16 protein-coding genes are annotated in these 21,426 nt (G+C 65.1%); 6 read left to right on the top strand and 10 right to left on the bottom strand.

What is annotated here, in order from left to right:
• Positions 1-73 precede the first annotated feature (73 nt).
• The 3 genes from ACWGL1_RS06215 (at position 74) to ACWGL1_RS06205 (ending at position 6,223) form a co-directional block, all read left to right on the top strand.
• Positions 74-1,411 (top strand): dicarboxylate/amino acid:cation symporter, encoded by a 1,338-nt coding sequence (locus ACWGL1_RS06215; RefSeq protein ID WP_452111497.1) that lies wholly within the window; start codon positions 74-76, stop codon positions 1,409-1,411.
• An 82-nt stretch (positions 1,412-1,493) separates the two neighbouring features.
• Complete coding sequence (locus tag ACWGL1_RS06210) at positions 1,494-3,365, top strand: hypothetical protein (protein WP_452111496.1); 1,872 nt, start codon at positions 1,494-1,496, stop codon at positions 3,363-3,365.
• Between the two features lie 74 nt (positions 3,366-3,439).
• Positions 3,440-6,223 (top strand): TonB-dependent receptor, encoded by a 2,784-nt coding sequence (locus tag ACWGL1_RS06205; protein ID WP_452111495.1) that lies wholly within the window; start codon positions 3,440-3,442, stop codon positions 6,221-6,223.
• 90 nt (positions 6,224-6,313) lie between these two features.
• Here ACWGL1_RS06205 and ACWGL1_RS06200 read toward each other — a convergent pair whose 3' ends face one another.
• Both ACWGL1_RS06200 and ACWGL1_RS06195 read right to left on the bottom strand, forming a co-directional pair.
• The gene (locus tag ACWGL1_RS06200) at positions 6,314-7,534 is read right to left on the bottom strand and encodes an MFS transporter (RefSeq protein ID WP_452111494.1); all 1,221 of its coding nucleotides are present in this window, start codon (positions 7,532-7,534) and stop codon (positions 6,314-6,316) included.
• A 34-nt stretch (positions 7,535-7,568) separates the two neighbouring features.
• Positions 7,569-8,393, bottom strand: a complete 825-nt coding sequence (locus ACWGL1_RS06195) for an aldo/keto reductase (RefSeq protein WP_452111493.1) — start codon at positions 8,391-8,393, stop codon at positions 7,569-7,571.
• Positions 8,394-8,506: 113 nt separating this feature from the next.
• Between ACWGL1_RS06195 and ACWGL1_RS06190 the strand changes: the two genes are divergently transcribed.
• On the top strand, positions 8,507-9,409 hold the full coding sequence (locus ACWGL1_RS06190) for a LysR family transcriptional regulator (RefSeq protein ID WP_291776421.1): 903 nt from the start codon (positions 8,507-8,509) through the stop codon (positions 9,407-9,409).
• Positions 9,410-9,423: 14 nt separating this feature from the next.
• Here ACWGL1_RS06190 and ACWGL1_RS06185 read toward each other — a convergent pair whose 3' ends face one another.
• From ACWGL1_RS06185 to ACWGL1_RS06160, 6 genes are all read right to left on the bottom strand, one after another.
• Complete coding sequence (locus ACWGL1_RS06185) at positions 9,424-9,786, bottom strand: hypothetical protein (RefSeq protein WP_452111492.1); 363 nt, start codon at positions 9,784-9,786, stop codon at positions 9,424-9,426.
• A gap of 14 nt (positions 9,787-9,800) precedes the next feature.
• Positions 9,801-10,955, bottom strand: coding sequence for an alpha/beta fold hydrolase (locus ACWGL1_RS06180; RefSeq protein ID WP_452111491.1), 1,155 nt, complete (start codon positions 10,953-10,955; stop codon positions 9,801-9,803).
• Positions 10,956-10,986: 31 nt separating this feature from the next.
• Positions 10,987-11,538 carry a TetR/AcrR family transcriptional regulator gene (locus tag ACWGL1_RS06175; protein ID WP_452111490.1) on the bottom strand — a complete coding sequence of 184 codons (552 nt, stop codon included), beginning with the start codon at positions 11,536-11,538 and terminating at the stop codon, positions 10,987-10,989.
• Between the two features lie 74 nt (positions 11,539-11,612).
• Positions 11,613-11,930 (bottom strand): DMT family transporter, encoded by a 318-nt coding sequence (locus ACWGL1_RS06170; RefSeq protein ID WP_291776412.1) that lies wholly within the window; start codon positions 11,928-11,930, stop codon positions 11,613-11,615.
• A gap of 49 nt (positions 11,931-11,979) precedes the next feature.
• Positions 11,980-12,747, bottom strand: coding sequence for a 3-oxoacyl-ACP reductase family protein (locus tag ACWGL1_RS06165; protein ID WP_338578303.1), 768 nt, complete (start codon positions 12,745-12,747; stop codon positions 11,980-11,982).
• A 100-nt stretch (positions 12,748-12,847) separates the two neighbouring features.
• Positions 12,848-13,741, bottom strand: coding sequence for a LysR family transcriptional regulator (locus ACWGL1_RS06160; RefSeq protein ID WP_338578304.1), 894 nt, complete (start codon positions 13,739-13,741; stop codon positions 12,848-12,850).
• 105 nt (positions 13,742-13,846) lie between these two features.
• Here ACWGL1_RS06160 and ACWGL1_RS06155 point away from each other — a divergent pair, with 105 nt between their 5' ends.
• Positions 13,847-14,725 carry an NmrA/HSCARG family protein gene (locus tag ACWGL1_RS06155; RefSeq protein ID WP_291776405.1) on the top strand — a complete coding sequence of 293 codons (879 nt, stop codon included), beginning with the start codon at positions 13,847-13,849 and terminating at the stop codon, positions 14,723-14,725.
• 57 nt (positions 14,726-14,782) lie between these two features.
• On the opposite strand, the gene ACWGL1_RS06150 is transcribed toward ACWGL1_RS06155, so the two are convergent.
• Both ACWGL1_RS06150 and ACWGL1_RS06145 read right to left on the bottom strand, forming a co-directional pair.
• Positions 14,783-16,234, bottom strand: a complete 1,452-nt coding sequence (locus ACWGL1_RS06150) for an amidohydrolase (RefSeq protein WP_346521129.1) — start codon at positions 16,232-16,234, stop codon at positions 14,783-14,785.
• A gap of 76 nt (positions 16,235-16,310) precedes the next feature.
• Positions 16,311-19,295 carry a TonB-dependent receptor plug domain-containing protein gene (locus ACWGL1_RS06145; RefSeq protein WP_452111489.1) on the bottom strand — a complete coding sequence of 995 codons (2,985 nt, stop codon included), beginning with the start codon at positions 19,293-19,295 and terminating at the stop codon, positions 16,311-16,313.
• A 376-nt stretch (positions 19,296-19,671) separates the two neighbouring features.
• Here ACWGL1_RS06145 and ggt point away from each other — a divergent pair, with 376 nt between their 5' ends.
• On the top strand, positions 19,672-21,417 hold the full coding sequence (ggt, locus tag ACWGL1_RS06140) for a gamma-glutamyltransferase (RefSeq protein ID WP_452111488.1): 1,746 nt from the start codon (positions 19,672-19,674) through the stop codon (positions 21,415-21,417).
• The last annotated feature ends 9 nt before the right edge of the window (positions 21,418-21,426 follow it).

The following is a 21,426-nucleotide window of genomic DNA, read 5'->3' as shown; positions in this document are numbered from 1 at the left end:
GCCGCCGAAGAGCAAACAGAGCGCACGAGGAAACAACAGCGGTTGGCTAGGATCGCGCCCGAGGGGACCTTTCGTGGCCCAAGATACGCGCGCGGTTGCGCCCAAGCGGGCGTTGCACCGACAACTCTATGTGCAGGTTCTGGCCGCCATCATTCTTGGCGGCTTGATCGGTCATTTCGCACCGACCACAGGCGAGAGCTTCAAACCGCTGGGCGACGCCTTCATCAAGCTGGTGAAGATGGTCATCGCGCCGGTCATCTTCTTGACCATCGTCACCGGAATCGCGGGCATGCGGGACATCCGCAAGGTCGGCGGCGTGGCGCTTAAGGCGCTCGGCTATTTTCTGGTGGTGTCGACCTTCGCCCTGATCCTTGGGTTGATCGTCGCCAATGTGGTTCGACCCGGCGCCGGCATGAACATCGACCCGGCCAGTCTGAACGCCGGCGCGGTACAGCAGTATGTTCAGGCGGCCCACGACAGCACCATCGTCGGCTTTCTGATGCATGTCATTCCGAACACGGTGGCGGGGGCCTTCGCTGACGGCGAGATTCTGCAGGTCCTGTTCTTTTCCATACCGTTCGGCCTGGCCCTGGCCATGATCGGTGATCGGGGACTGCCCGTGCTGACGGTGCTGGAGTCCTTGAGCGAGGCCTTCTTCAAGCTGGTCGCCATGTTCATGAAGGCCGCGCCGATCGGCGCTTTCGGAGCCTTCGCCTTCACCATCGGCCGTTACGGCATCGGCTCGGTCGTCAATCTGGCCGCCCTGGTCGCGACCTTCTACGTCACCGCCATTCTGTTCGTGGTGCTGGTTCTGGGCCTGATCGCCCGCATCCATGGCTTCTCGATCCTGAAGTTGCTTCGGTATTTGCGCCAGGAGCTTCTGCTGGTGCTGGGCACCTCGTCGTCCGAGGCGGCGCTGCCCAGCCTTCTGGAGAAGCTGGAAAGGGCGGGATGCCCCAAGACCATCGTCGGCCTGGTCGTGCCGACGGGCTATTCGTTCAATCTCGACGGCACCAACATCTATATGACGCTGGCGGCGCTTTTCATCGCGCAGGCGGTAGGGGTTCACCTGTCGCTGGAGGAGCAGCTTCTGCTGCTGGCGGTCGCTATGCTCAGCTCCAAGGGCGCGGCCGGCGTAACGGGCGCGGGATTCATCACCCTGGCGGCGACCCTGACGGTCGTGCCCTCGGTCCCGGTCGCCGGGCTCGCTCTGATCCTCGGCATCGACCGCTTCATGAGCGAATGCCGGGCCCTGACCAACTTCATCGGCAACGCCGTGGCCACCATCGTGGTCTCGCGTTGGGAGGGCGTTCTGGACGTGGAGCGCCTGGATCGTGCGCTGGAGACGTCGCCGCAGAGATCGAAGGCCGTCGTGACGGAGGTCGCGGCCGCGAGCGCGCCGATCGACTGAAACGCAGGCGGGGCGCGGCCGCGTCACGTCGAGAACTTCGACCGGGTCCGGACCGGTCGCGGACAAGAAGGGGAGGGGACCTATGAAGGCCGAACTGACAAAGAACATTCGTCGATGGGGGTTGCTGGCGGGGTGCGCGGCCCTGGCGCTGGGGACGGCCGCCATGGCCCAGGAAGCGACGCCGAACGTCGTCGTCGTGGCGAATCCAGCCAGCACCACAATCATGGTGGACGCTCCGGCGCCGGTTCCGGCCTGGGCGCTTGCGCAACGCGCCGTGATCGCGGCCAACGCCGAGGGGGTGAAGACCTTCCTGGACGCCTTCGTCGACGGGCGCGGCTACCTGCGCGGTTTGGCGCATTACGGCATTACCGACGGCGCCGATGATGCGGTGGAGCCTATCCGCAACTGGCCGATCGCTCATGCGGTCGGCGGCGACGAGGCGATCATCGAGGCCTGGAGCCATGTCTGGGAGAACCACCTGGACCAGTACTCGCGTGCGAGGGTTCCTGAGGTCGAGTCTGTATCGGAAGGCGTCTATTATCGCGAATTCATGCCTCAGTTCGACTGGGAGCATATCAGCGAAGGCATGGCCGGCTTCTACTTCTACGGCCTGAGCCGGCCCTATGACCGACGCTATGAGACGCGCCTGCGGCGCTACGCCGGCTTCTACATGAACGAGGACCCCTCGGCGCCGAACTACGATCCCGAGCACAAGATCATCCGCAGCCTGTTCAACGGCAGTCGGGGACCTCGCCTGACGCCTCCCAACGCCACCGACTGGGACGGACCTGAGATCCCCGGCGGCGAACCCGGTCGCCGCACGCGTTTCCTGAAGTCGGAAAACATCTTTGGCGATCACCCCCTGAACCTGAATACGGTTCAACTGGCCTTCCACGCCTATCTGGTGACTGGCGAGGACAAGTACCGGAATTGGGCGCTGGAGTACGTTGACGCCTGGCGCGGCCGGATCGACCAGAACGGCGGCAACATTCCCTCCAACATCGGCCGAGACGGCACGATTGGCGGGGAGTGGGGCGGCAAGTGGTATGGCGGGGTCTTCGGCTGGAACTCGCCGGACGAGGGTGTCCGCAACTATGTCTTCCGCGGCCCGCCGGAAGCCTTTGGCGACGCCCTGCTGCTGACGGGAGACCAGGCGTACACCGGCGTGATCCGCCGTCAGTTGGACAACCTTTACGCCCAGCGTCGCGTCGTCGACGGCAAGGTGCAGGTGCCGCACTACTACGGCGATCAGGGCTGGTACGGCTTCTATGACGTGGACGGCCGTTCGCCCGGGCTGGGCAACCGCCGACGGGTCGAGGCCGACGTCTATATGTGGGGCCTTGAAGCCCGCGATCTCGCCCGCCTGCCGAAGACCGGCTGGATCGGCTTTCTGCAGGGACAGGCCAAGGACTATCCGGTTCAGGCCTTCCAGGCCGCCCTCGAAGAGATCCGCGTGGCGGCTCAGCGTATCCGCGACGACGACACCACCTTGCAGTATCCGGTCGGCATCACCCGCTGGGAGCGCTCGAACCCGGTGGCGACCGAGGCCCTGGTCAACCTGACCATGGGCGGGGCTGATCCAGGCGGTTCGGGACACGGTCCAATGCCGCTGCACACCCAGGTGCGCCACTTTGATCCTGATGCGCGCCGGGCCGGTCTGCCGCCGGACGTCGCGGCCCTGGTCGAGAAGATAGAACCAGGCTCAGTGGTGCTGACGCTGGTCAACACCAGCCCGCTCACCACGCGCACGGTGACGGTGCAACTGGGCGGCTATGGCGAGCACCGCTGCACTTCGATCCGTACGCGCTCGGGGACCGTCGGCTGCGACGGCCGGGCCTTCAGCGTGCGGCTGACGCCGGGATCCAGCGAGACGCTGACGATCGGGATCGATCGCTACGCCTATCGGCCGACGCTCGACTTTCCCTGGGATCAGGGGGCGCCGGCGACGAACTGAGGGAAGGCGGCTACGGCCGCCGCCTCGATGGGGGAGCCGCACACCTAAGAGGCGGCGGGAGGAGAGGATCGATAATGTTCAGGAATCGCATCGAACAGGTGAGAAACGGCGCGTGCGTCGCCGCTCTCGCCCTGGCTGCGGCCACGGCCGCCGCCGCGCAGGAGACGCCACAGGAGCCGACCGAGGTCGGAGAGGTCGTCGTCACCGGCTTCCGCGCCAGCCTGCAGAGCGCCACCAACATCAAGCGTAATGAAACCGGGGTCGTCGACGCCATCGTCGCGGAGGACATCGCGGCCTTCCCCGATATGAACCTGGCGGAGTCGCTGCAACGGATTCCTGGGGTGGCCATCACGCGCGTGGGAGGGGAAGGGCGGCAGATCTCCGTGCGCGGCCTGGGACCCGACTACACTCGCGTTCGCATCAACGGCATGGAGGCCCTGGCCACTTCGGGCGGCACCAGTTCAGGCGGCGCAGTCGGCAACAACCGGGGCCGTGGCTTCGACTTCAACATCTTCGCGTCGGAGCTGTTCAATCGTCTGACGGTGCGTAAGTCCGCTTCGGCCGATGTCGAGGAAGGCTCGCTGGGCGCTACGGTCGACCTGAACACCAGCCAGCCGTTCGATTATCGGGAGCCGACCTTCGTTGCGTCGGCCCAGATCGGCTACAACGACTTCTCCGGCAATTCCGACCCGCGCATTGCACTTCTGGGGACGCGGACCTGGATGGACGGCAAGATCGGCGCCTTGGTCAGCGTGGCCTTCGGTCAGCGTAACACCTTGGAAGAACTGCACGGCACCACCCGCTGGGGACCGGCCGGGGCCAACAACGGTTTCGCCGACACCAGCGCCCTACCGGGTTATGACTGGACGGCCAATTCGGCCAACGGCGTCTTCCACCCCCGCAATCCCAGCTACAACAGCTACGAGCATTCCGAGGACCGCCTGGGCGTAACCGCTGGTCTCCAGTTCCGGCCCTCCGATCGGACGCTCATTTCGCTAAACGGTCTGTACGGGCGACTGAAGGGCGAGCGTGACGAGCGTCTGCTGCAGGCCATCTCCTTTTCTCGAAGCGGCGTGGCGGGCAAGAAAGGCACCACCATTGTCGATGGCGAGATCGACGAGAACAACAACCTGATCTACGGCCTGTTCGACGGCGTGGACATGCGCAGCCAGGCTTCGCGTCACGAACTGTCGACCACCTTCAAGCAGGCGACTCTCGATTTCCGCCATGATTTGACCGACCGCCTGACCCTGACGGGCATGATCGGTCGAGCTGAGTCTGATTTCGACTCGCCGGTGAACGTTACCGTCACTTTCGAGAATCTGGACGCCAACGGCTATTCCTACGACTATCGCGGCGGTCGCCGTGCGGCAGCCGTGGCCCTGGGATTCGATCCGACTGACCCGAGCAACTGGGCGACGGTGGCGGGGAACTCCGCTCTGAACATCGATCAGAACGAAGTGTCGAACACCTTCGACAACGCCAAGCTGGCGCTGGCCTATGAGGTCGGCCCCCACCTGCGCGTGCATGGCGGCGTCGATTGGAGAAAGTTCGAGTTCGCCTCGCAACAGAGGCTGCGGGTTGCGGGGGAGACCGACATTCCGGTGCTGACGCCGGCGCAGCTAGCGCAACTGTCCACGGTCTTCTCCGGCTTCGGCGACGGCCTGGACCTGCCGAACGGCAGTCCGACGGCCTGGCTTGTTCCCGATGTGAAGGCTTACATCGATGCCTTCGATGTCTTCAGCAACACGGGCCTGTTCGAGATCGGGGACATCGAACAAGCCGAGGCGCGCGGCGGCAACACCTGGGTTACGGAAGAAAATTTCGGAGCCTATCTGCAGGCTGATTTCAACTTCGCCCTGGGACGTTTTCCGGTACGCGGTGATATCGGGATGCGCTATGTGAAGACCGACCAAAACTCCTCCGGCTATGCGGCCGTGGGGTCGGTGATCCAACGCGTCGACGCCGAACGCAGCTACGAAAAATGGCTGCCGTCGATGAACCTGGCCCTGGAGTTGTCCGACACCACCCTGGTTCGTTTCGCGGCCGCCCAGACCATTGCTAGACCGCCGCTCGGCAGCGTCAGTCCTGGCGGCGACATCAGCGTGCAGGGCGGCAACCGCAGCTATTCCAGCGGCAACCCCTATCTTGAGCCGACGGAGTCCAACAATCTGGACCTATCCTTTGAATGGTATCCGCAGGAGGGCGGCCTGCTCTCGCTGGGACTGTTCTACAAGGACATCTCCACCTTTGCGCAGACGCTGCGGACGACGGCGCCTTACAATACCCTGGGCCTGCCGCTGGAGTTGCTGAACGGCACCATCGCCGTCCCGACCGATGATTTCGAGGTGACCCGGCCGGTCAACACCGACGGTGGAGAACTGTCGGGGGTGGAACTCAATGTGCGTCGAGACTTCGATTTCCTGCCAGGTCTGTGGTCGAACCTGGGGGCGCTGGCGAACTACACCTATGTGTCGTCGGATATCGAGTATCTGACGTCGTCCACTCCTGGCGCCCCGACCGTGAATTCAACTCTGGTCGGCCTGTCCAAGAACGCCGCCAACGGCACCCTCTACTATGAGGACGACCGGCTGAGCGTAAGGGGATCGGTAGCTTTTCGCTCAGGCTATCTGACCCAGGTTCCGGGGCGGAACAGCAACTTTGAGGAAGGCGCCAATGAGACGGTGAACTTCGATATGCGGATCAGCTATCAGCTGAATGACAGTCTCGAGGTTTCCCTTGAGGGCATCAATCTGACAGATGAATTCGAGAGCCGCTATGTCGATGTCAGCAACCGACCGTGGGTCTATTCGCATACCGGGCGCCAATTCTACCTGGGCCTCCGGTACACCTACTAGGCCGCAAGGGGCCTAGGCCCTGATTTCTCCTGTCAGGGTTAATGGGCGCCGCGACCGCGGCGCCCATTTTTGTTGCCCGAATCCTCGGCGTTATCGGACGCTTTCCTTGGCGATCGGAAGGTGTGGAGCCCGGGACCGCCGGGCTGTGAGCAGGACCATGCCGAAGCCGCTTGCCGCCAGCAGGCCGCCCGCGACGGGCACCGCCGCATAGCCCAGGTTCAGGCTGATGACGGCGGCGCCGACGGCCGCGCCCAGGGCGTTGCCCAGGTTGAACGCCCCCACATTGATGGAGGAGGCCAGGCCCGGCGCCTCGGACGCCGCTTCCATGACGCGCATCTGCACCGGAGGGACGATGGCGAACGCCGCACCGCCCCACAGCAGCAGGCCGATCGCGACGCCGACGTGGCTGCTGAACACGAACGGCAGGACAAACATGATGAGAGCCAGGGCGCCGAGGAAGATCTTGGTCGCGCCGTCCAGCGACCAGTCGGCCAGTCGTCCGCCCAGCCAGTTGCCGATGGTGAAGCCGACCCCGATCAGGGCGAGGCTGAGGGTGACGAAACCGTTCGAGGCGCCGGTCAGGGTCTGAAGGGCCGGGGCGACATAGGTGTAGAGGGTGAACATGGCGCCGGCTCCCATGACGGTCGTCGCCATGGCCAGAAGCACAGGGCCGCGGGTGAGAACGCGCAGTTCGTGTCGCAGGTCCGGCATGGCGCCGCGTGCGCCCTTGGGCAGGGCGGACCACAGGGCCGCGATGGCGAGGACGCCGATCAGGGCCGTGCCGGCGAAGGCCATGCGCCAGCCGATCTGCTGGCCGATCCATGTCGCGGCGGGCACCCCTCCGATATTGGCGATGGTCAGGCCCATGAACATGGCGGCGACGGCGCTCGCCTGCTTGTCCTTGGGAACGACGCTGGCCGCCACGACGGCGCCCAGGCCGAAGAAAGCTCCGTGGTTGAGGCTTGTCACCAGACGCGCGGCCAGCAGGGTGAAGTAGCCGGGCGCCATGGCCGACATCAGGTTGCCGATGGTGAAGATCGACATCAGCAGGATGAGGGCCGTCCGCTTGCCGAAGCGGGTGAAGGCCAGCGTCATGATCGGGGCGCCGATCATGACGCCCATGGCGTAGGCGCTGATCAGCAGGCCGGCCTTGGGGATCGAGACGTCGACCCCCTGGGCGATCACGGGCAGCAGGCCCATGGGCGAGAACTCGGTGGTGCCGATGCCGAAGGCGCCCACGGCGAGCGCCAGCAGGGCCCAGCGGGCGTGCGCGGGTTGGGCGGCCGGCGTTGCGGTCGCGGAAGCGGTCATGTCCATCTTCATCTTCCTCAGGGCCCGGACTTTCCTAGGCGTCCCAGGCGGGGGCGAGGCCGGCGGGGCTGACGAGGCGGCCGTCGGGCCGCGCCAGGGCGGAGATGGCGGCCATGTCGGCGTCGTCCAGGGCGAAGTCGAAGATGGCGATGTTCTCGGCCGCGCGCGCCGGGTTGGCAGTCTTGGACAAGGCGATGTAGCCCTGCTGGATCAGCCAGCGCAGGCCGACCTGGGCGGCGCTCTTGCCGTATCTGGCGCCGATCCGCTGCAGGACCTCTTCCTTGGGCACGGCGCCGTCCGCCATGCTGTAGTAGGCGGTGACGGCCACGCCGGCTTCCTTGGCGGCGGCGGTCAGGGCGTGCTGCGGCAGATAGGGATGCAGTTCGACCTGGTTTGTCACGATCGGGGCGGCCGAGCGTTCGATCGATTCCCGCATCTGCGCGATGTTCTGGTTGGACACGCCGATGAAACGCGTCTTGCCGGCCGCCTGGACGGCGTTCAGCCGTTCGATCTGTTCGGCGATCGGGACCTGATCGGCAGGCCAGTGCAGCAAGAGGAGGTCGACCTGATCGACCTTCAGCCTGTCCAGGCTCTCGTCGACCGAGGCGGCGAAGGCGTCGGCGCTGTAGTTGTCGACCCAGACCTTGGTGGTCAGGAACAAGTCGTCGCGACGGGCTCCGGCGGCCTGCAGGGCGCGACCGAGCGCGGCTTCGTTCTGATAGATCTGGGCCGTGTCGAAGTGGCGGAAACCGGCTTCGAGCGCGGCGGGAACGACGCGTTCGACCTCCGCGTCGGACATGCGGAAGACGCCGAAACCAAGGGCCGGAACGGCGGCGCCGTGAGCGGTGACGGTCTGCATCTGAAGTTCCTCGCTGTTTCTGAAGGTGCAGCGGAAGTAGGGCTTCGGTTCAAACTTGATAATCGCGCCGAAATTCCCATCATCTGTGAAATAAAATCATGGACGATGCGGCGATGGATAACCGAGCCGGCGAAATGCAGGTCTTCCTGCGCGTGGTGGAGAGCGGCAGCTTTTCGGAAGCGGCCCGCCTTCTGGGCATGACGCCCTCCACCGTCAGCAAGCTGATCTCACGCGTGGAGGATCGGCTCGGCGTTCGCCTGATCGAGCGCTCGACGCGGCGCCTGTCCCTGACCGCTGAGGGCGAAATCTACTACGAACGCAGCCAGACCTTTTTGCAGGATCTCGACCAGATCGAGCAGGAGTTGTCGCAGGGCGCGGCCGCTACGGGCGGGCGAGTTCGGGTCAACGTCTCGGTGGCGCTGGGCGTCCTGGGTCTGGAGCCGCTGCTGCCGGAGTTCTGGAAGGCCTATCCGAATATCGTCGTCGATCTGTCGCTGTCGGACGAGATCGTCGACCTCTATCTCGACCGCACCGATATCGCCTTTCGGGTCGGCCGACTGCCGGATTCAGGCATGGTCGCGCGTCGGATCGGGACGGCGCATCGCAAGATCGTCGCTTCGCCCGCCTATCTGGCGCGTCATGGCGCGCCCCGGACGGTCGATGATCTATCCCGACACAACTGCCTGGGCTTCAACTTTCGTCGGGCCGTGCCCGTCTGGCCGCTCAAGGAACGAGGCCGTGTGGTCGAACGCGTCGTCCACGGCTCCTTGCTCGGCAACAACGGCGAGACGGTCCGGCGCATGGCCCTGGCCGATGTCGGATTGGCCCGCATGGGCGACTACCACGTCCGCGCTGACCTGGCCGCGGGCCGCCTGGTGGAGGTCCTGGGCGACGTGATCGAGCGGGACGAAGAAGAAATCCACGCCGTCTTCCTGGGCGGACCGCGCATGCCGGAGCGAGTTCGGGTCTTTCTCGATTTCGTCGTGCCGCGACTCCAGCAGTTCCTGAACGGCTGAGGTCTGGACGCCGATCACCAGGCGTCGGGTTCGCGCACCATGTGGACGATGTTGGCGGGATTCATGATCCAGCCGCCGCGAAACGCTTCACCGAGCGGCTCGATCGGATCGCAGCGTACGGCGCCGCCGTCTTCCAGTCGTTTCAAGGCGGAGGCGTGGTCCGGCGTGAACAGTTCCAGCCAGACTTCAGCCTGGGTCATGGTCTCGGCTTCGTCGATCCAAAGTTGGTTCGGGCCGAGCTTGAAACCGACCGCCGGCGCCTTTTCCGCGATGGGCTCCAAGCCGACCACGTCCCGGTAGAAGGCGATGACGGCCTGATATTGATGGCTCGGCACCTTCATGGCGATGTTGACGCCGCCTTCGATCTTCACACTCATCCGGGAATCCTCGCTTATCGGGTGCTGCGGGTGGAGGGGACGGGGGGCTCTGCTTCTGCGGCGAACGGCGCTGCAGACCCAGCATGAGGGCGCACTTCATTGATCAGGGTGAGGAAGGCCTTGCCAGGCTCCTCGACCAGCATCTCGTGCGCTGAATGCTCGAACCAGACGAGTTGTTTGTGCGGCGCGTCGAGTCTGGCGAACCATTCCGCAGCAACTCCCGCCGAGACATTGATGTCGTGCCGACCCAGCAGCAGGAAGGTCGGAACCTCGAGTTCGGCCAGGGATGACATGGAGGTCTCCATGATTGCGGGCATCAAGCGTTCGACGGAAACGTCTTGGGCTTTCCAGACCTGCTTTACATCCTGATCCGTATAGTCGGGAGACAGGGCCATCGCCGCCCCTTCGAAGCTGGCGTCCGGGCGATTGTAGGCGGCGCCGCCGAAGGCGTTGACCCATTTGCGTTGCAGGTACAGCGACGATGTCGGGACCGGGGTTCCGCCCTCAGCGTAGGGCGCGATGGACTGGAGCTCGGATATGGCTGTCTCATTGCCCGTGTCGCGAGCGCGAGCCAACGCCCAGGCCCAGCCCCGACGTTCGCTCTCACGCATGTCGATGACCTGGCCTGCGCCGATGTAGGCATGGAGCCATTCGGGATGACGACGCGCGACATCAAGACCCAGCCAGCTTCCCCAGCTGTGGCCGAGCAGGAAGATCTTGCCCTGTCGCGTCTCGGAGCGCACCCAGCCGATGACGGCGTCGATATCCTGTTTCATCTGATCGATGGTCAGGTCGGTGACGGGATGGTCCGGGTTGTAGGATTTTCCGGCTCCGCGCTGATCCCATTGCACGACGGTGAAGTATTCGTCCCAACCCTGGGCGAAATACCAGGAGGTCGGCATGGCGACCCAGCCGGGACCGCCGTGAACCACCAGCAGGACCGGATTGCCGGGATTGCGGCTCCGCACGGAAATCCACTGATCGACGCCGTTGATATTCACGGCCTCCAGTCGTTCGATCCCGTCCGGCGTCACGATCTGTCTCAGGCCGGCGATGATCCTGACCGCCTCCGCACGGTTGCGCGGCGCCGTGTCGGATTCGGCGTGGGCCGGGAGCGAAGAGAGCAGTAACGATACCGCCGCCAAGATCGGAAATGAGAAACGCAGCACAATATTCTCCCCAAGAAGGCGAAACGCCAGATCAGTCGGTCGGCCAGGCCAGCATGGCGGCGTCGATGATCATTCGGAGCTTCTCTGCAGAGGCGCCGTCCCGCGCCTGGATCGACAAGCCCTCCAGCACTGTGGTGTAGAAGGCCGCCAGGCGGTCGAGGTCGGCGGAGGGCGCCAGGTCGCCTTGCGCGACGCCCTCGGCGAGGCGGGCTCTGAGGGCGGCCTCGCCGTCCAGTCGATTCTTGGCGAGGAAGGCGCGCACGCCCGCATTTTCCGGGGCGCCGAGCAGGGAGGACAGGACGATCATGCACCCGCGCGGGCCTTCGGTCTCGGTATAGGCGCGGGCGTTCGCCAGCAGCATGGCCTCGACCGCTTCGCGAGCGGTCGCCGCCTCGGCGAGGCTTTGCGTGGTCGCCCGACCCTCAAGGCGGTCGTAAAGCTCGACGGCCTCTCGAAAAACCTCTTCCTTGCAGCCGAAGGTCGCATACAGGCTCGGCTTGTTGATGCCCATGGCGGCGACAAGGTCCTGGATCGACGTCCCTTCATAGCCCTGCGCCCAGAAGGTCCGCATGGCGGCGATCAAGGCGGTTTCCCTGTCAAAGCGTCTCGGTCGCCCGAGCGGCGGGCGCGGGGTCTTCTGCGGTTCGTCGAGAAGCGTCATGTTTCCATCACCCGCAGCCCTGCCACGCCGATCATGATCAGCGCCAGAAAGATCAACTTCGTCCCTGAAAGGGGTTCGCCGAGGAACAGCGCCCCGAACATCGCGACGCCGAAGACGCCTATGCCGACCCAGATAGCATAGGCGATGCTCACGGGCAGACTCTTCAGGGCGACGCCAAGCAGAACCAGACTCAGCAAGGCGACGCCGACGCCGATCAGGCTCGGCCATAGCCGCGTAAAGCCGTCCGCCTGTTTCAGCGCGAGGGCCCAGACAATCTCCAGCAGGCCGGCTACGGCCAACAATCCCCAGGCCATCGGATGTCGTTCTCCCTTGGGCGGCGGCATTGGTGCAGGCGAGCACGGGCTAGGCCGCAAAGCCCCCGTCGATTGCCAGCGAGCTTCCGGTGATGAACCGGCTTTCCTCCCCCGCGAGGAAGCCGACGGCTGCGGCGATTTCGGCGGGCTGGGCGTAGCGCTTGACCGCCATCAACTCCAGTTCCGCAGCGACGGCGGGGCCGTCGATGGGGTTCATGTCCGTCTCGGTGGAGCCGGGGTCGACAATGTTGACGGTGATGCCGCGTTCCCCGACCTCGCGCGCCAGGCCTTTGGTGAAGCCGATGAGGGCGGATTTGCTCATCGCATAGAGGGTCACGCCGCCATACGGCACGCGCTGGGCGAAGCAGGACCCGATGGAGATGATCCGTCCGCCGGCCCTCATGTGCGACAGCGCCGCTTGCGAGGTGATGAAGACGGCTCGTGCGTGGATCGCCAGAGTATCGTCAATCTCCTGAAGCGAAACGTCTTCGATCGGCCCTGCGGGGAAAACGCCGGCGTTGTTGACGAGTATGTCGAGGCGTCCGAACGTTTCCGCCGTCTGGTCCACGGCGTCGCGGATCGCGGTCGGATCCCGGCTATCCGCCTTGAGGCCGAGAAGCCTGCCGCCGTGAACCGTCAGGGCGTCAATTAACGCCTCGGCCGACTGGTCGGAGGTCGCATAGGTGAAGGCGACGTCAGCGCCTTCGGAAGCCAGGTGTCGAACGATTGCGGCCCCGATGCCGCGCGCGCCCCCGGTAACAAGCGCGGCTTTGCCTTGGAATTTCATGCCTTCACCATTTTGTACCAATAGGTTCATTTGTGGCTGTAGGCGAAGATCCAGCTCCCATCAAGTTTTTTGTACCGAATGGTATGATTGAGTTGAGGCGTCCGGATAGAGGCGTGACGGCGACGACCCTTCAGAGGTCTTCGATCCTGAGCTGTCCGGCCAGGAGGTCGACAAAGGCGCGAACCTTGGCGGGGGGGAGCTTGTTCTCGCGCCATAGCGCGTGGATCGGGACAGGCTTGGGTTCGAAGTCCTCGAGAATGACCTGCACCTGTCCCGTTTCGACGAGGCGCCGGATTTGCCACAGGGGCGAATACCCCAGGCCGAGCCCATAACTCACCGCCGCATAAACGCCAGGCATGGTGTTGCATCGAAAGGCGCCGCGAACGCCGATCCGCCTCGTCTTGCCGTCAATCTGGAACGCCCACTGATCCGACCTTTGTGCGGCGGTCCTGACGATGCAGGCGTGCTGGCGCAGATCGGTCGGACGGGCTGGCCGTCCATGTCGCTCGAAGTACGACGGCGCGCCAAAAACCACGCGACGAAGGGCGCCTAATCTTCGACCCTGAAGACCGGAATCCGGCAGGTCGGCGATACGCACCACGAGATCGAGTTCTTCGGCGGCGAGATCCACGAAGGAATCCGACAACTGAAGATCGATCTCGACCTGCGGATGGGCCGTCATGAAGTCGGCTATGATCGGAACCAGAAAATCGGGGCCGAACAAGGTGGGCGCGCCGATGCGAAGGACGCCTGAAGGCGCGGATTTTCTATCGGCGGCCTCGAGCCGGGCCTCCTGAATATCCAGCAGGGCAGGCTTCACGCGTTGGTAGAAGGCGTGGCCCGCCTCGCTCAGCGCCGATTGTCGCGTGGTGCGATGAACGAGTTGGACGCCGACGTCGTCTTCAAGCGAGGCGAGAGAACGGCTGACCGCCTGCAGCGATCGGCCGAGGCGCCGCGCCGCAGCCGTCAAACTGCCCGTCTCGGCAATGCGAATGAAGGCTTCGAGATCTTCCAGGCGGCTCATTCGGTATCTCGATAAGTGGAAGTCAGACTTCCAGATTGAACAAATAGTCTCGGAGATCGAGAGAATTTATCGTCGCTCTATTGTCATCGAGCCAAGGAGATAGCGATGAAACGCGTGGAATCGTCCGTACTTGTCATTGGGGCCGCAGGACGGGTGGCCGGACTGGTTGTCCCCGAGTTGCAACGTCGCGGCGCCGTCGTCCGCGCTCTGGTGCGCGATGAGAACGAGGCCGCTCTCGCCCGTTCGAGAGGCGCCGCCGAGATCGCCATTGGAGACCTGCGCGATGCCGGGAGCCTCTCGGAGGCGACACGGGGCGTGGATGGGATTTTCCATATCGGTCCGGCCTTCGTGGTCGACGAGGCGGCGATGGGCCTGGCCCTGGTTGAGGCTGCGGAGCGAAGCGGCGTCAGGAAGTTTGTCTTCTCGTCGGTGATCCAGCCGACCAATACGCGCTTGAGCAACCACGCAAGCAAGATTCCGGTAGAGGAAGCGCTTTATTCCTCCAGGCTCGAGTACACGATCCTGCAGCCTGCGAACTTCATGCAGAATATCGCCATGGCCTGGCCGTCGATCCTTTCAGACGGCCGTTTCGGCGAGCCCTTTCCCAATGACGTCAGGATCGCGCGCGTCGATTACCGGGACGTGGCGGAAGCGGCTGCAGTGGCGCTTACGCAAGACGCATTGGCGTTCGCTACGCTGGAGCTATCGGCGGGCATGTTTAGTCGCAACGACATCGCTGCATTGATTTCGAAGGAAATCGGTCGACAGGTCGAGGCCGTCGAGCTGAGCTTCGACGAATGGTCCCGTCGTGTCAGCTTGCCCTATTCGGAAGACCAAATTGATCTGCTTGAAAAAGTGTATGAGCACTATTCGAATTACGGCATGGGCGGCAACAGCCTGGCCTTGACCGCTGCGCTTGGACGGGCGCCGCGATCCATGGGGCAGTATCTCAAGGACCTGGCCGCTCAGCATCCAGCGAACTGACGCGACAGCGAAGGCGACGACGAAGGCCCTCGGGACGAGCCCGAGGGCCACGACGGGTCAGTCGCGGTAGTTCAGCGCCGGAGCGCGGTCGCCCAGCAGCGCGCGGTATTCGAAGTTCGGACCGCGACGTTGCTCGAACTCGGCCTTGGCGGCGGCGATGGTGTCCGGGCTCTGGAACAGTTCGGCGGTGGTCAGGGCCAGGGTCTTGGCCGCCAGGTGCGCGCCCTTCAGACCGATGGTCGTGCCGGCGGCCACCACGTTCTGCCACGAGTGGCCGGCTGAACCGGGAACGAAGGTCGCCGTCGACAGACCGACCGTCGGCGTGACCCAGGACACGTCGGAAACGTCGGTCGAGCCGCCGAAGTCGCCGCCGATCACGGCGTCCTCGATCTGACCGACGGAGGCCAGGTCAGGCTGGGTGGTCAGGGTCTTCTGGATCTCGGTCGCCAGGGCGATCTCCTCGGGCGTCCAGGTGATGCCGCCGACGCTGCGCAGGTTACGGTCCATGACATGCATCAGGGCCTCGTTCGGCAGCATGGAATAGACGCCGCCGATGGCTTCGAACTCGACGCGGGTGCCGGTGCCCAGGGCGGCGCCGTCGGCCGCCAGCTTCACCCGCTCCAGCACGTCGCGCACGATCTCCGGATCGTTGTGGCGGACGTAGTAGTAGGCTTCTGCATAGGCCGGGACGACGTTCGGCGCCTTGCCGCCGTCGGTGATGGCGTAGTGAATGCGGGTGCGGTCGGGCACGTGCTCGCGCATCATGTTGACCATGTAGTTCAGCGACTCGACGCCATCGAGCGCCGAGCGGCCCTTGTCGGGCGCGGCGGCGGCGTGGGAGGCGGTGCCGTAGAAGCGGAACTTGCCCGAGACGTTGGCCATGGTGTCGCCCTGGCGGGCCGAGTTCACATTGCCGGGGTGCCAGTGCAGCGAGACGTCGACGTCATCGAAGAGGCCGTCGCGCACCATATAGACCTTGCCCGAGCCGCCTTCCTCGGCGGGCGTGCCGTAGACGCGCAGTTCGCCCTTGATGTTGTTGGCCTCCATCCAGGCTTTCACGGCGATGGCGGCGTGGACCGAGGCGGCGCCGAACAGGTTGTGGCCGCAGCCGTGGCCCGCGTGGCCGCCCGCCGATTCCTGCACCGGGCTCAGGGTCTGCGACAGGCCGGGCAGGGCGTCGTATTCGGCCAGGACCGCGATGACCGGGCCCTCGCCGGTCTTGAAGCTGGCGAGGAAGGCGGTCGGCTCATTGGCGATGCCGGGGGTCACGGTGAAACCCGCGTCGCGAAGTTGGCCCTGGAGCAGGGCCGAGCTCTGGGTCTCCTGATAGCCCAACTCGGCGAACTTCCAGATTTCCAGCGCGGCGCTGTCGAGGGCGGCCTGGTTGCGGTCGACGGTCGAGGTGATCTGTTGTTGCGCCTGGGGCGACAACTCCCCGGCCAGGGCGGGGGCGGCGAAGCCGACGAGGGCGGCGGCGAGGGCGAGGGTTCGCATCGAGACGGGCTTCATGGGGAACTCCGGAAGCAGAAAAAGCAAAGGGGCGGAAGGCGTCTTCGCCTGCCGCCCCTGAACGATGAAAGGCCGATCAGAACGTCTTGCGGATGCTGGCGTACCAGTAACGACCGTAGGGCTGATAGACCGTGCCGACATAGCCGGCGCCGGACAGCGGCGGCTGCTCGTCGGTGATGTTGCGCAGGCCGACGCGAACCGCCGTGTCGGACAGCAAGCCGTCGTCGAACTGATACTCGGCGTACAGGTTGGCCGTAATGGTCGAATCCACCGTCCAGTAGTCGCCGGCCGAGTTGACCAGGCTGCTGTCGTACAGCGACGAGATGTACTGGGTGAACGCGCCGACCGTCAGGTTCTGGTAGCGCCAACTGCCCGACAGCGACCACTTCCACTCCGGACGGCCCAGATCGGCGATCATGTCGCCCATCCGTCCGCCGAAGGTGATGGCGGGGTCGATCTCGCCCGACTCGCGCGCTGCGGTCAGGTCCGCCATGCCCGGCGACATCTCCAGATAGTATTTCAGCAGATGAGAGACGTTCAGGTTCAGGCTGAAGTCGCCGATGCTGGTGCCGCGCAGGCTCCACATCGCGCCCAGATCCAGGCCCTCGACCGTCTGGGGCTGCTGGTTGGTATAGGCGTCGGTGACGTAGAGGACCTCGCCCGCCGCCGCCAGGCCGGTGCCGGCGAAGATGGCCTGATCAGCCGCCGTGGCGTCGGCGCGGATGACGTTGGGATTGAAGCTGCCCTGCTTGCGCAGCAGGTAGTCCAGGATCAGGGCGTTCTGGCCGCGGAACAGGCCGACCATGCCGGTCTGTTCGACCTTCCACCAGTCGGCGGTGAAGGTGAAGTCGCCCAGTTGCTCAGGCAGGAAGCGCGGCTGGACGACCAGACCGAACGACAGGGTTTCTGATTCTTCGGGCTGCAAGTCCGGGTTACCCGAGCGTCGCTCGGCGGTGAGCTTCCGGACGTGGGTGGTGCTGATGCTGGTGTAGTCGGGGAAGCTGGTCGGCGGCGTGTAGGAGGCTCCGCACTGGTTCATCCCGGTCATGGCGCCGCGACGGATCAGGGCCTCGCAATAGGCATAGTCGTTGGAGCTGTTGGAGCGGGTGATCACCGTGGCGTTGATCTGCTCAAGGTTGGGGGCGCGGAAGCCCTGGGCCCAGGAGCCGCGGACGCGGAAGCCGTCGACGAGGTCCCAGGCGGCGGCGATCTTGGGCTTGGCCACGTCGCCGAAGTCCGAATAGTTCTCGAAGCGGCCCGCGAGCTGGACTTCCAGGTTATGCACCAGAGGGACGCCCATTTCGGGCGAGACTAGCGGGGCGGCGAACTCGAGATAGGCCGAGAAGACGTCCCGTTCGCCGTAGGTGTCGGGGTTCTCAGCCGAGTTGATCAGGTCGCTGTAGGTGGCGCCGGACTTGTCCGTATAGCGGATGGTCCCGTCGATACGGCTGTCACGGTCGTCCAACTGGGTCTCGGTGCGGAACTCGATTCCGGCGGCCATGCCGACCGGACCGGCGGGCAACTGGAACAGGTCAGGGCGCGAAACCTTGAAGTCCCACAGGCCCAGCTCCGTCTTGGTCTTGCGCACCATGTCGACGCGAATGGCGTCCAGGGCCGCCTGGTCCGACGGGGTGGCGTCGCCGAAACGCGGGTTGGCCGGATCGCCGCCGTTGAAGAAATTATAGGCGTCAGGTGTCGACTTGGCCGCCCACTCGGCCAGTCGGGTCGTCGAGATGTTGTCGGACACGTCCTTGGCTGAGGCCTCGGACCATAGCAGGGCCGATTCCCAGTTCCAGCCGCGCCAGTCCCCGCGCAGGCCGCCCAGGATGCGGTATTGCTGATTGGTGACGTCGACGTTGATCGGCCCCATGTCGTTGAAGCGGTAGCCGGTCAGGCGGATGTCCTGGCCGAAGGGGTTGTAATAGTTCGTGCCGGGAATGGTCATGACGACCGAGGACAGGGTGTTGATCGGCGCCTGGCGAGCGTGGGACTTGGCGTAATATCCGCCCAGTTCGCCGAATGCCTCGACCGCGTCGTTGATCTGGTAGCGGCCGGTCAGGAACAGATTGAAGCGATCGACTTCCGGGATGACCGTGAGGTCTTCCTGTGCGGTGTCAGCGCGAAGGGCCGGGTCCACTGTCGTCGTCTTCTTGAGACACAGGCCGTTGCCCAGGCTTGCGGCGCAGTTCGCCATCGAATCCGGCTGGATGGTGAAGGTGGTGAAGGATTCGCCGCCGTAGGTGGCCGGGCTGTTCAGGGTGAACTGTCCCCATGGCGTCAGGGAGGACACGCCGTTGAGCGAGGAATTGTTCTCGAAACCGGTTCCGGCGAACAGCGGCCGCTTATCGTCGGAGGCGGTATAGTCCTGCTCCAGCGTCGTCAGCTCGTCGCGGTGATCGTAGTTGAAGAACAGGGAAACGTTGCCGCGCCCCTCGGCGATGTCCTTGCCGCCGTAGAGGGAGAAGTTGAACTCCCGCATGCCGGTGCCTTCGGCGCCGCCATACTGGCTCGACACCGTCCAGTTGTTCATGTCGTCGCGCAGGACGGTGTTGACCACGCCGGCCACGGCGTCGGCGCCGTAGATGGCGGCGGCTCCGTCGCGCAGCACCTCGAGCCGCTTCAGGCCCGACACCGGGATGGCGTTGGTGTTGTAGGTCAGCACCGGAACCAGGTGCTCGTTCGCCTGCGACGTCGGGTGGCCCACCACGCGGCGGCCGTTCAGCAGCACCAGGGTGTTGCCGATGCCGAGGTTGCGCAGGTTCACCGAACCAGTGTCGCCCCGCGCCGAGTTCGAGGTGGCCGGCAGGTAGGAGGAGTTGAAGGTCACGTCGCCCATCTGCGGGATGGAGCGCAGCAGTTCGTCGCCGGAGGTGGCGGCGGTGGCCTGAATCAACTCCTCGCCGACAACCGTGACGGGCAGAGCCGCCGTCACCTTGGCGCCCCGGATCTGCGAGCCGACGACGACGATCTCGTCGACCTGGGTGGCCTCCTGCGAGGCCTCCTGGGCGGTTGCGGCCGTAGCGCCCAACAGGGCGGTGGTGGCCAGCAGGGCCGTTTTCATGCTGTGACGCGCAAAGATTGAACTCATGACATCTGCATCCCCGTTTGCGGTCAGTGCGGTTCCCTTCGATGAGGCGCCTGTTACCCGACCAAATTTTTTCGAAGAGACGAAATCCTTGAGCGCCTCCGGATAGAATCCTGCGCGCGCGGCGACTTGCCTCGGTTCGGACTAAAAGCGGCCATAGACGAGGCGTCAACCTCTGCAGAATAAATATTGCCGATATCCGAGATATTGAGCGCGATAATCGCTAAGAATCACCCTTGAGGTGCGCTTTTCAGCAATGCTATCGCTATGGATATTGACAAGGTTGTCCTGTCGTCAGCGCCGAGGCTGTTTTGTCGGCGGCTGCGGGCGGGATTTGCGGCGGGGGAACAGCATGCGTTTTGGTTTCACGAGAGCGGCGACGGCGGTTTCGGCGGCGGCGCTCATGCTGCTGGCCGGGCCCGGCCTAGCGCAGCAGGCGGCCCAGGTTCGTCCGACGACGGGCAGCGGCGGCGACATCGTCAACTATGGCCAGATCCACAGCCCGGTGGTCGGGCGGGGCGGCATGGTGGTCAGCCAGAGCGATCCGGCCACCCGCGTCGGCGTCGAGATCCTGCGCCAGGGCGGCAATGCGGTGGATTCGGCCGTGGCCGTGGCCTTCGCCGAGGCCGTCACCCTGCCACGCGCGGGCAACATCGGCGGCTCGGGCTACATGATCGTGCATATGGCCGCCACGGCGGACCGACCGGCGCAGGACATCGCCGTCAACTATTACGGCGCGGCGCCCGCCGCGACGACGCCTGAGCTTTTGCTGGGGCCGGACGGCAGGTTCGACCGTTCCAAGCCGTCGGGCTTCATCAACGTCTCGGTGCCAGGCACGGTGATGGGCCTGTGGGAGGCGCACTCGCGCTTCGGCTCCATGCCCTGGGCCGATCTGGTCGCGCCGGCGATCCGCCTGGCCGAGGAGGGCTATGTCCTGTCGGACGGGGAGGCGGACGCCACGGCGGGCCGGGCGCGGGTGCTGGCGACCGATCCGGGCGCGCGCGAGGCCTATCTGAAGCCTGACGGCTCGGTCTATCGCGCGGGCGAGACCTTCCGTCAGCCCCTGCTGGCCGACAGCCTGCGCAAGGTGGCGCGCGGCGGGGCGGATGAATTCTACAAGGGCGAACTGGCGCGCCAGATCGTGGCCGGCATCCAGGCCCAGGGCGGCGTGATCACCCTGGAGGACATGGCCGCCTATCGCGCCGACGTGTCCGAGCCGATCTGGGGCAGCTATCGTGGGAATCGCATCTCCTTCATGCCGCCGACGGCCTCGGGCGTCAGCGTCGCCGAGGCGCTGAACCTGCTGGAGCATTTCGACCTGAAGGCCATGGGCTGGGGCAGCGTCGACAGCCTGCACCTGATCTCGGAGGCGATGAAGATCACCTCGTCGGACCGTCGCCTGATCGGGGGCGCGCCGCAGTGGACCACTCCGGCCCACGGCCTGGCCAGCAAGGAATTCGCCGCCGAGCGCGTCAAGCTGATCGCCCTGGACCGCACGCTGAAGGCGGCGGACATCCCCGAGGGCAATCCCTATCCCTATGAGAGCCAGGACACGACCCACTATTCGGTGGCGGACGCCTTCGGCAATGCGGTGTCGAACACCTACACCCTGTCCAACTCCTACGGCGCGCACGTCGCTCCGGTCGGGACGGGCATCCTGCTGAACAACCACCTGGACAACTTCTCCTGGGGCACGCGCGGCGAGCCGAACTCGCCCGCGCCGGGCAAGCGCCTGGGCTCGACCATCACGCCGATGATCGTGTTCAAGGACGACAAGCCATGGCTGATCACCGGCACGCCCGGCGGCGGCTACATCATCGCCACCATGGTTCAGCTGATCTCCAACGTCGTGGACCACAACCTGAACGTGGCCGAGGCGGCCATGCGTCCTCGCCTGAACCAGGGCGGGGGCGACAGCCCGCTGGAGCTGGAAGGAGGCTTCTCGCCCGACGTGGAGCGCCTGCTGCGCGAGCGCGGCCATACGGTGCGCCCGTCAATGACCATGGGCAGCACCCAATCCATCATGGTGGACGGGGATCGGTTCCTGGGGGCCGCCGACACCCGGCGTCCGGACGCCCTGGCCCTGGGCGTCCGCTGATCGACCGCT

The organism is Brevundimonas sp. NPDC055812 (assembly GCF_053616535.1).
Note: the sequence above shows the minus strand (reverse complement) of the source record. Positions and strands in the feature narration are given on the sequence as shown.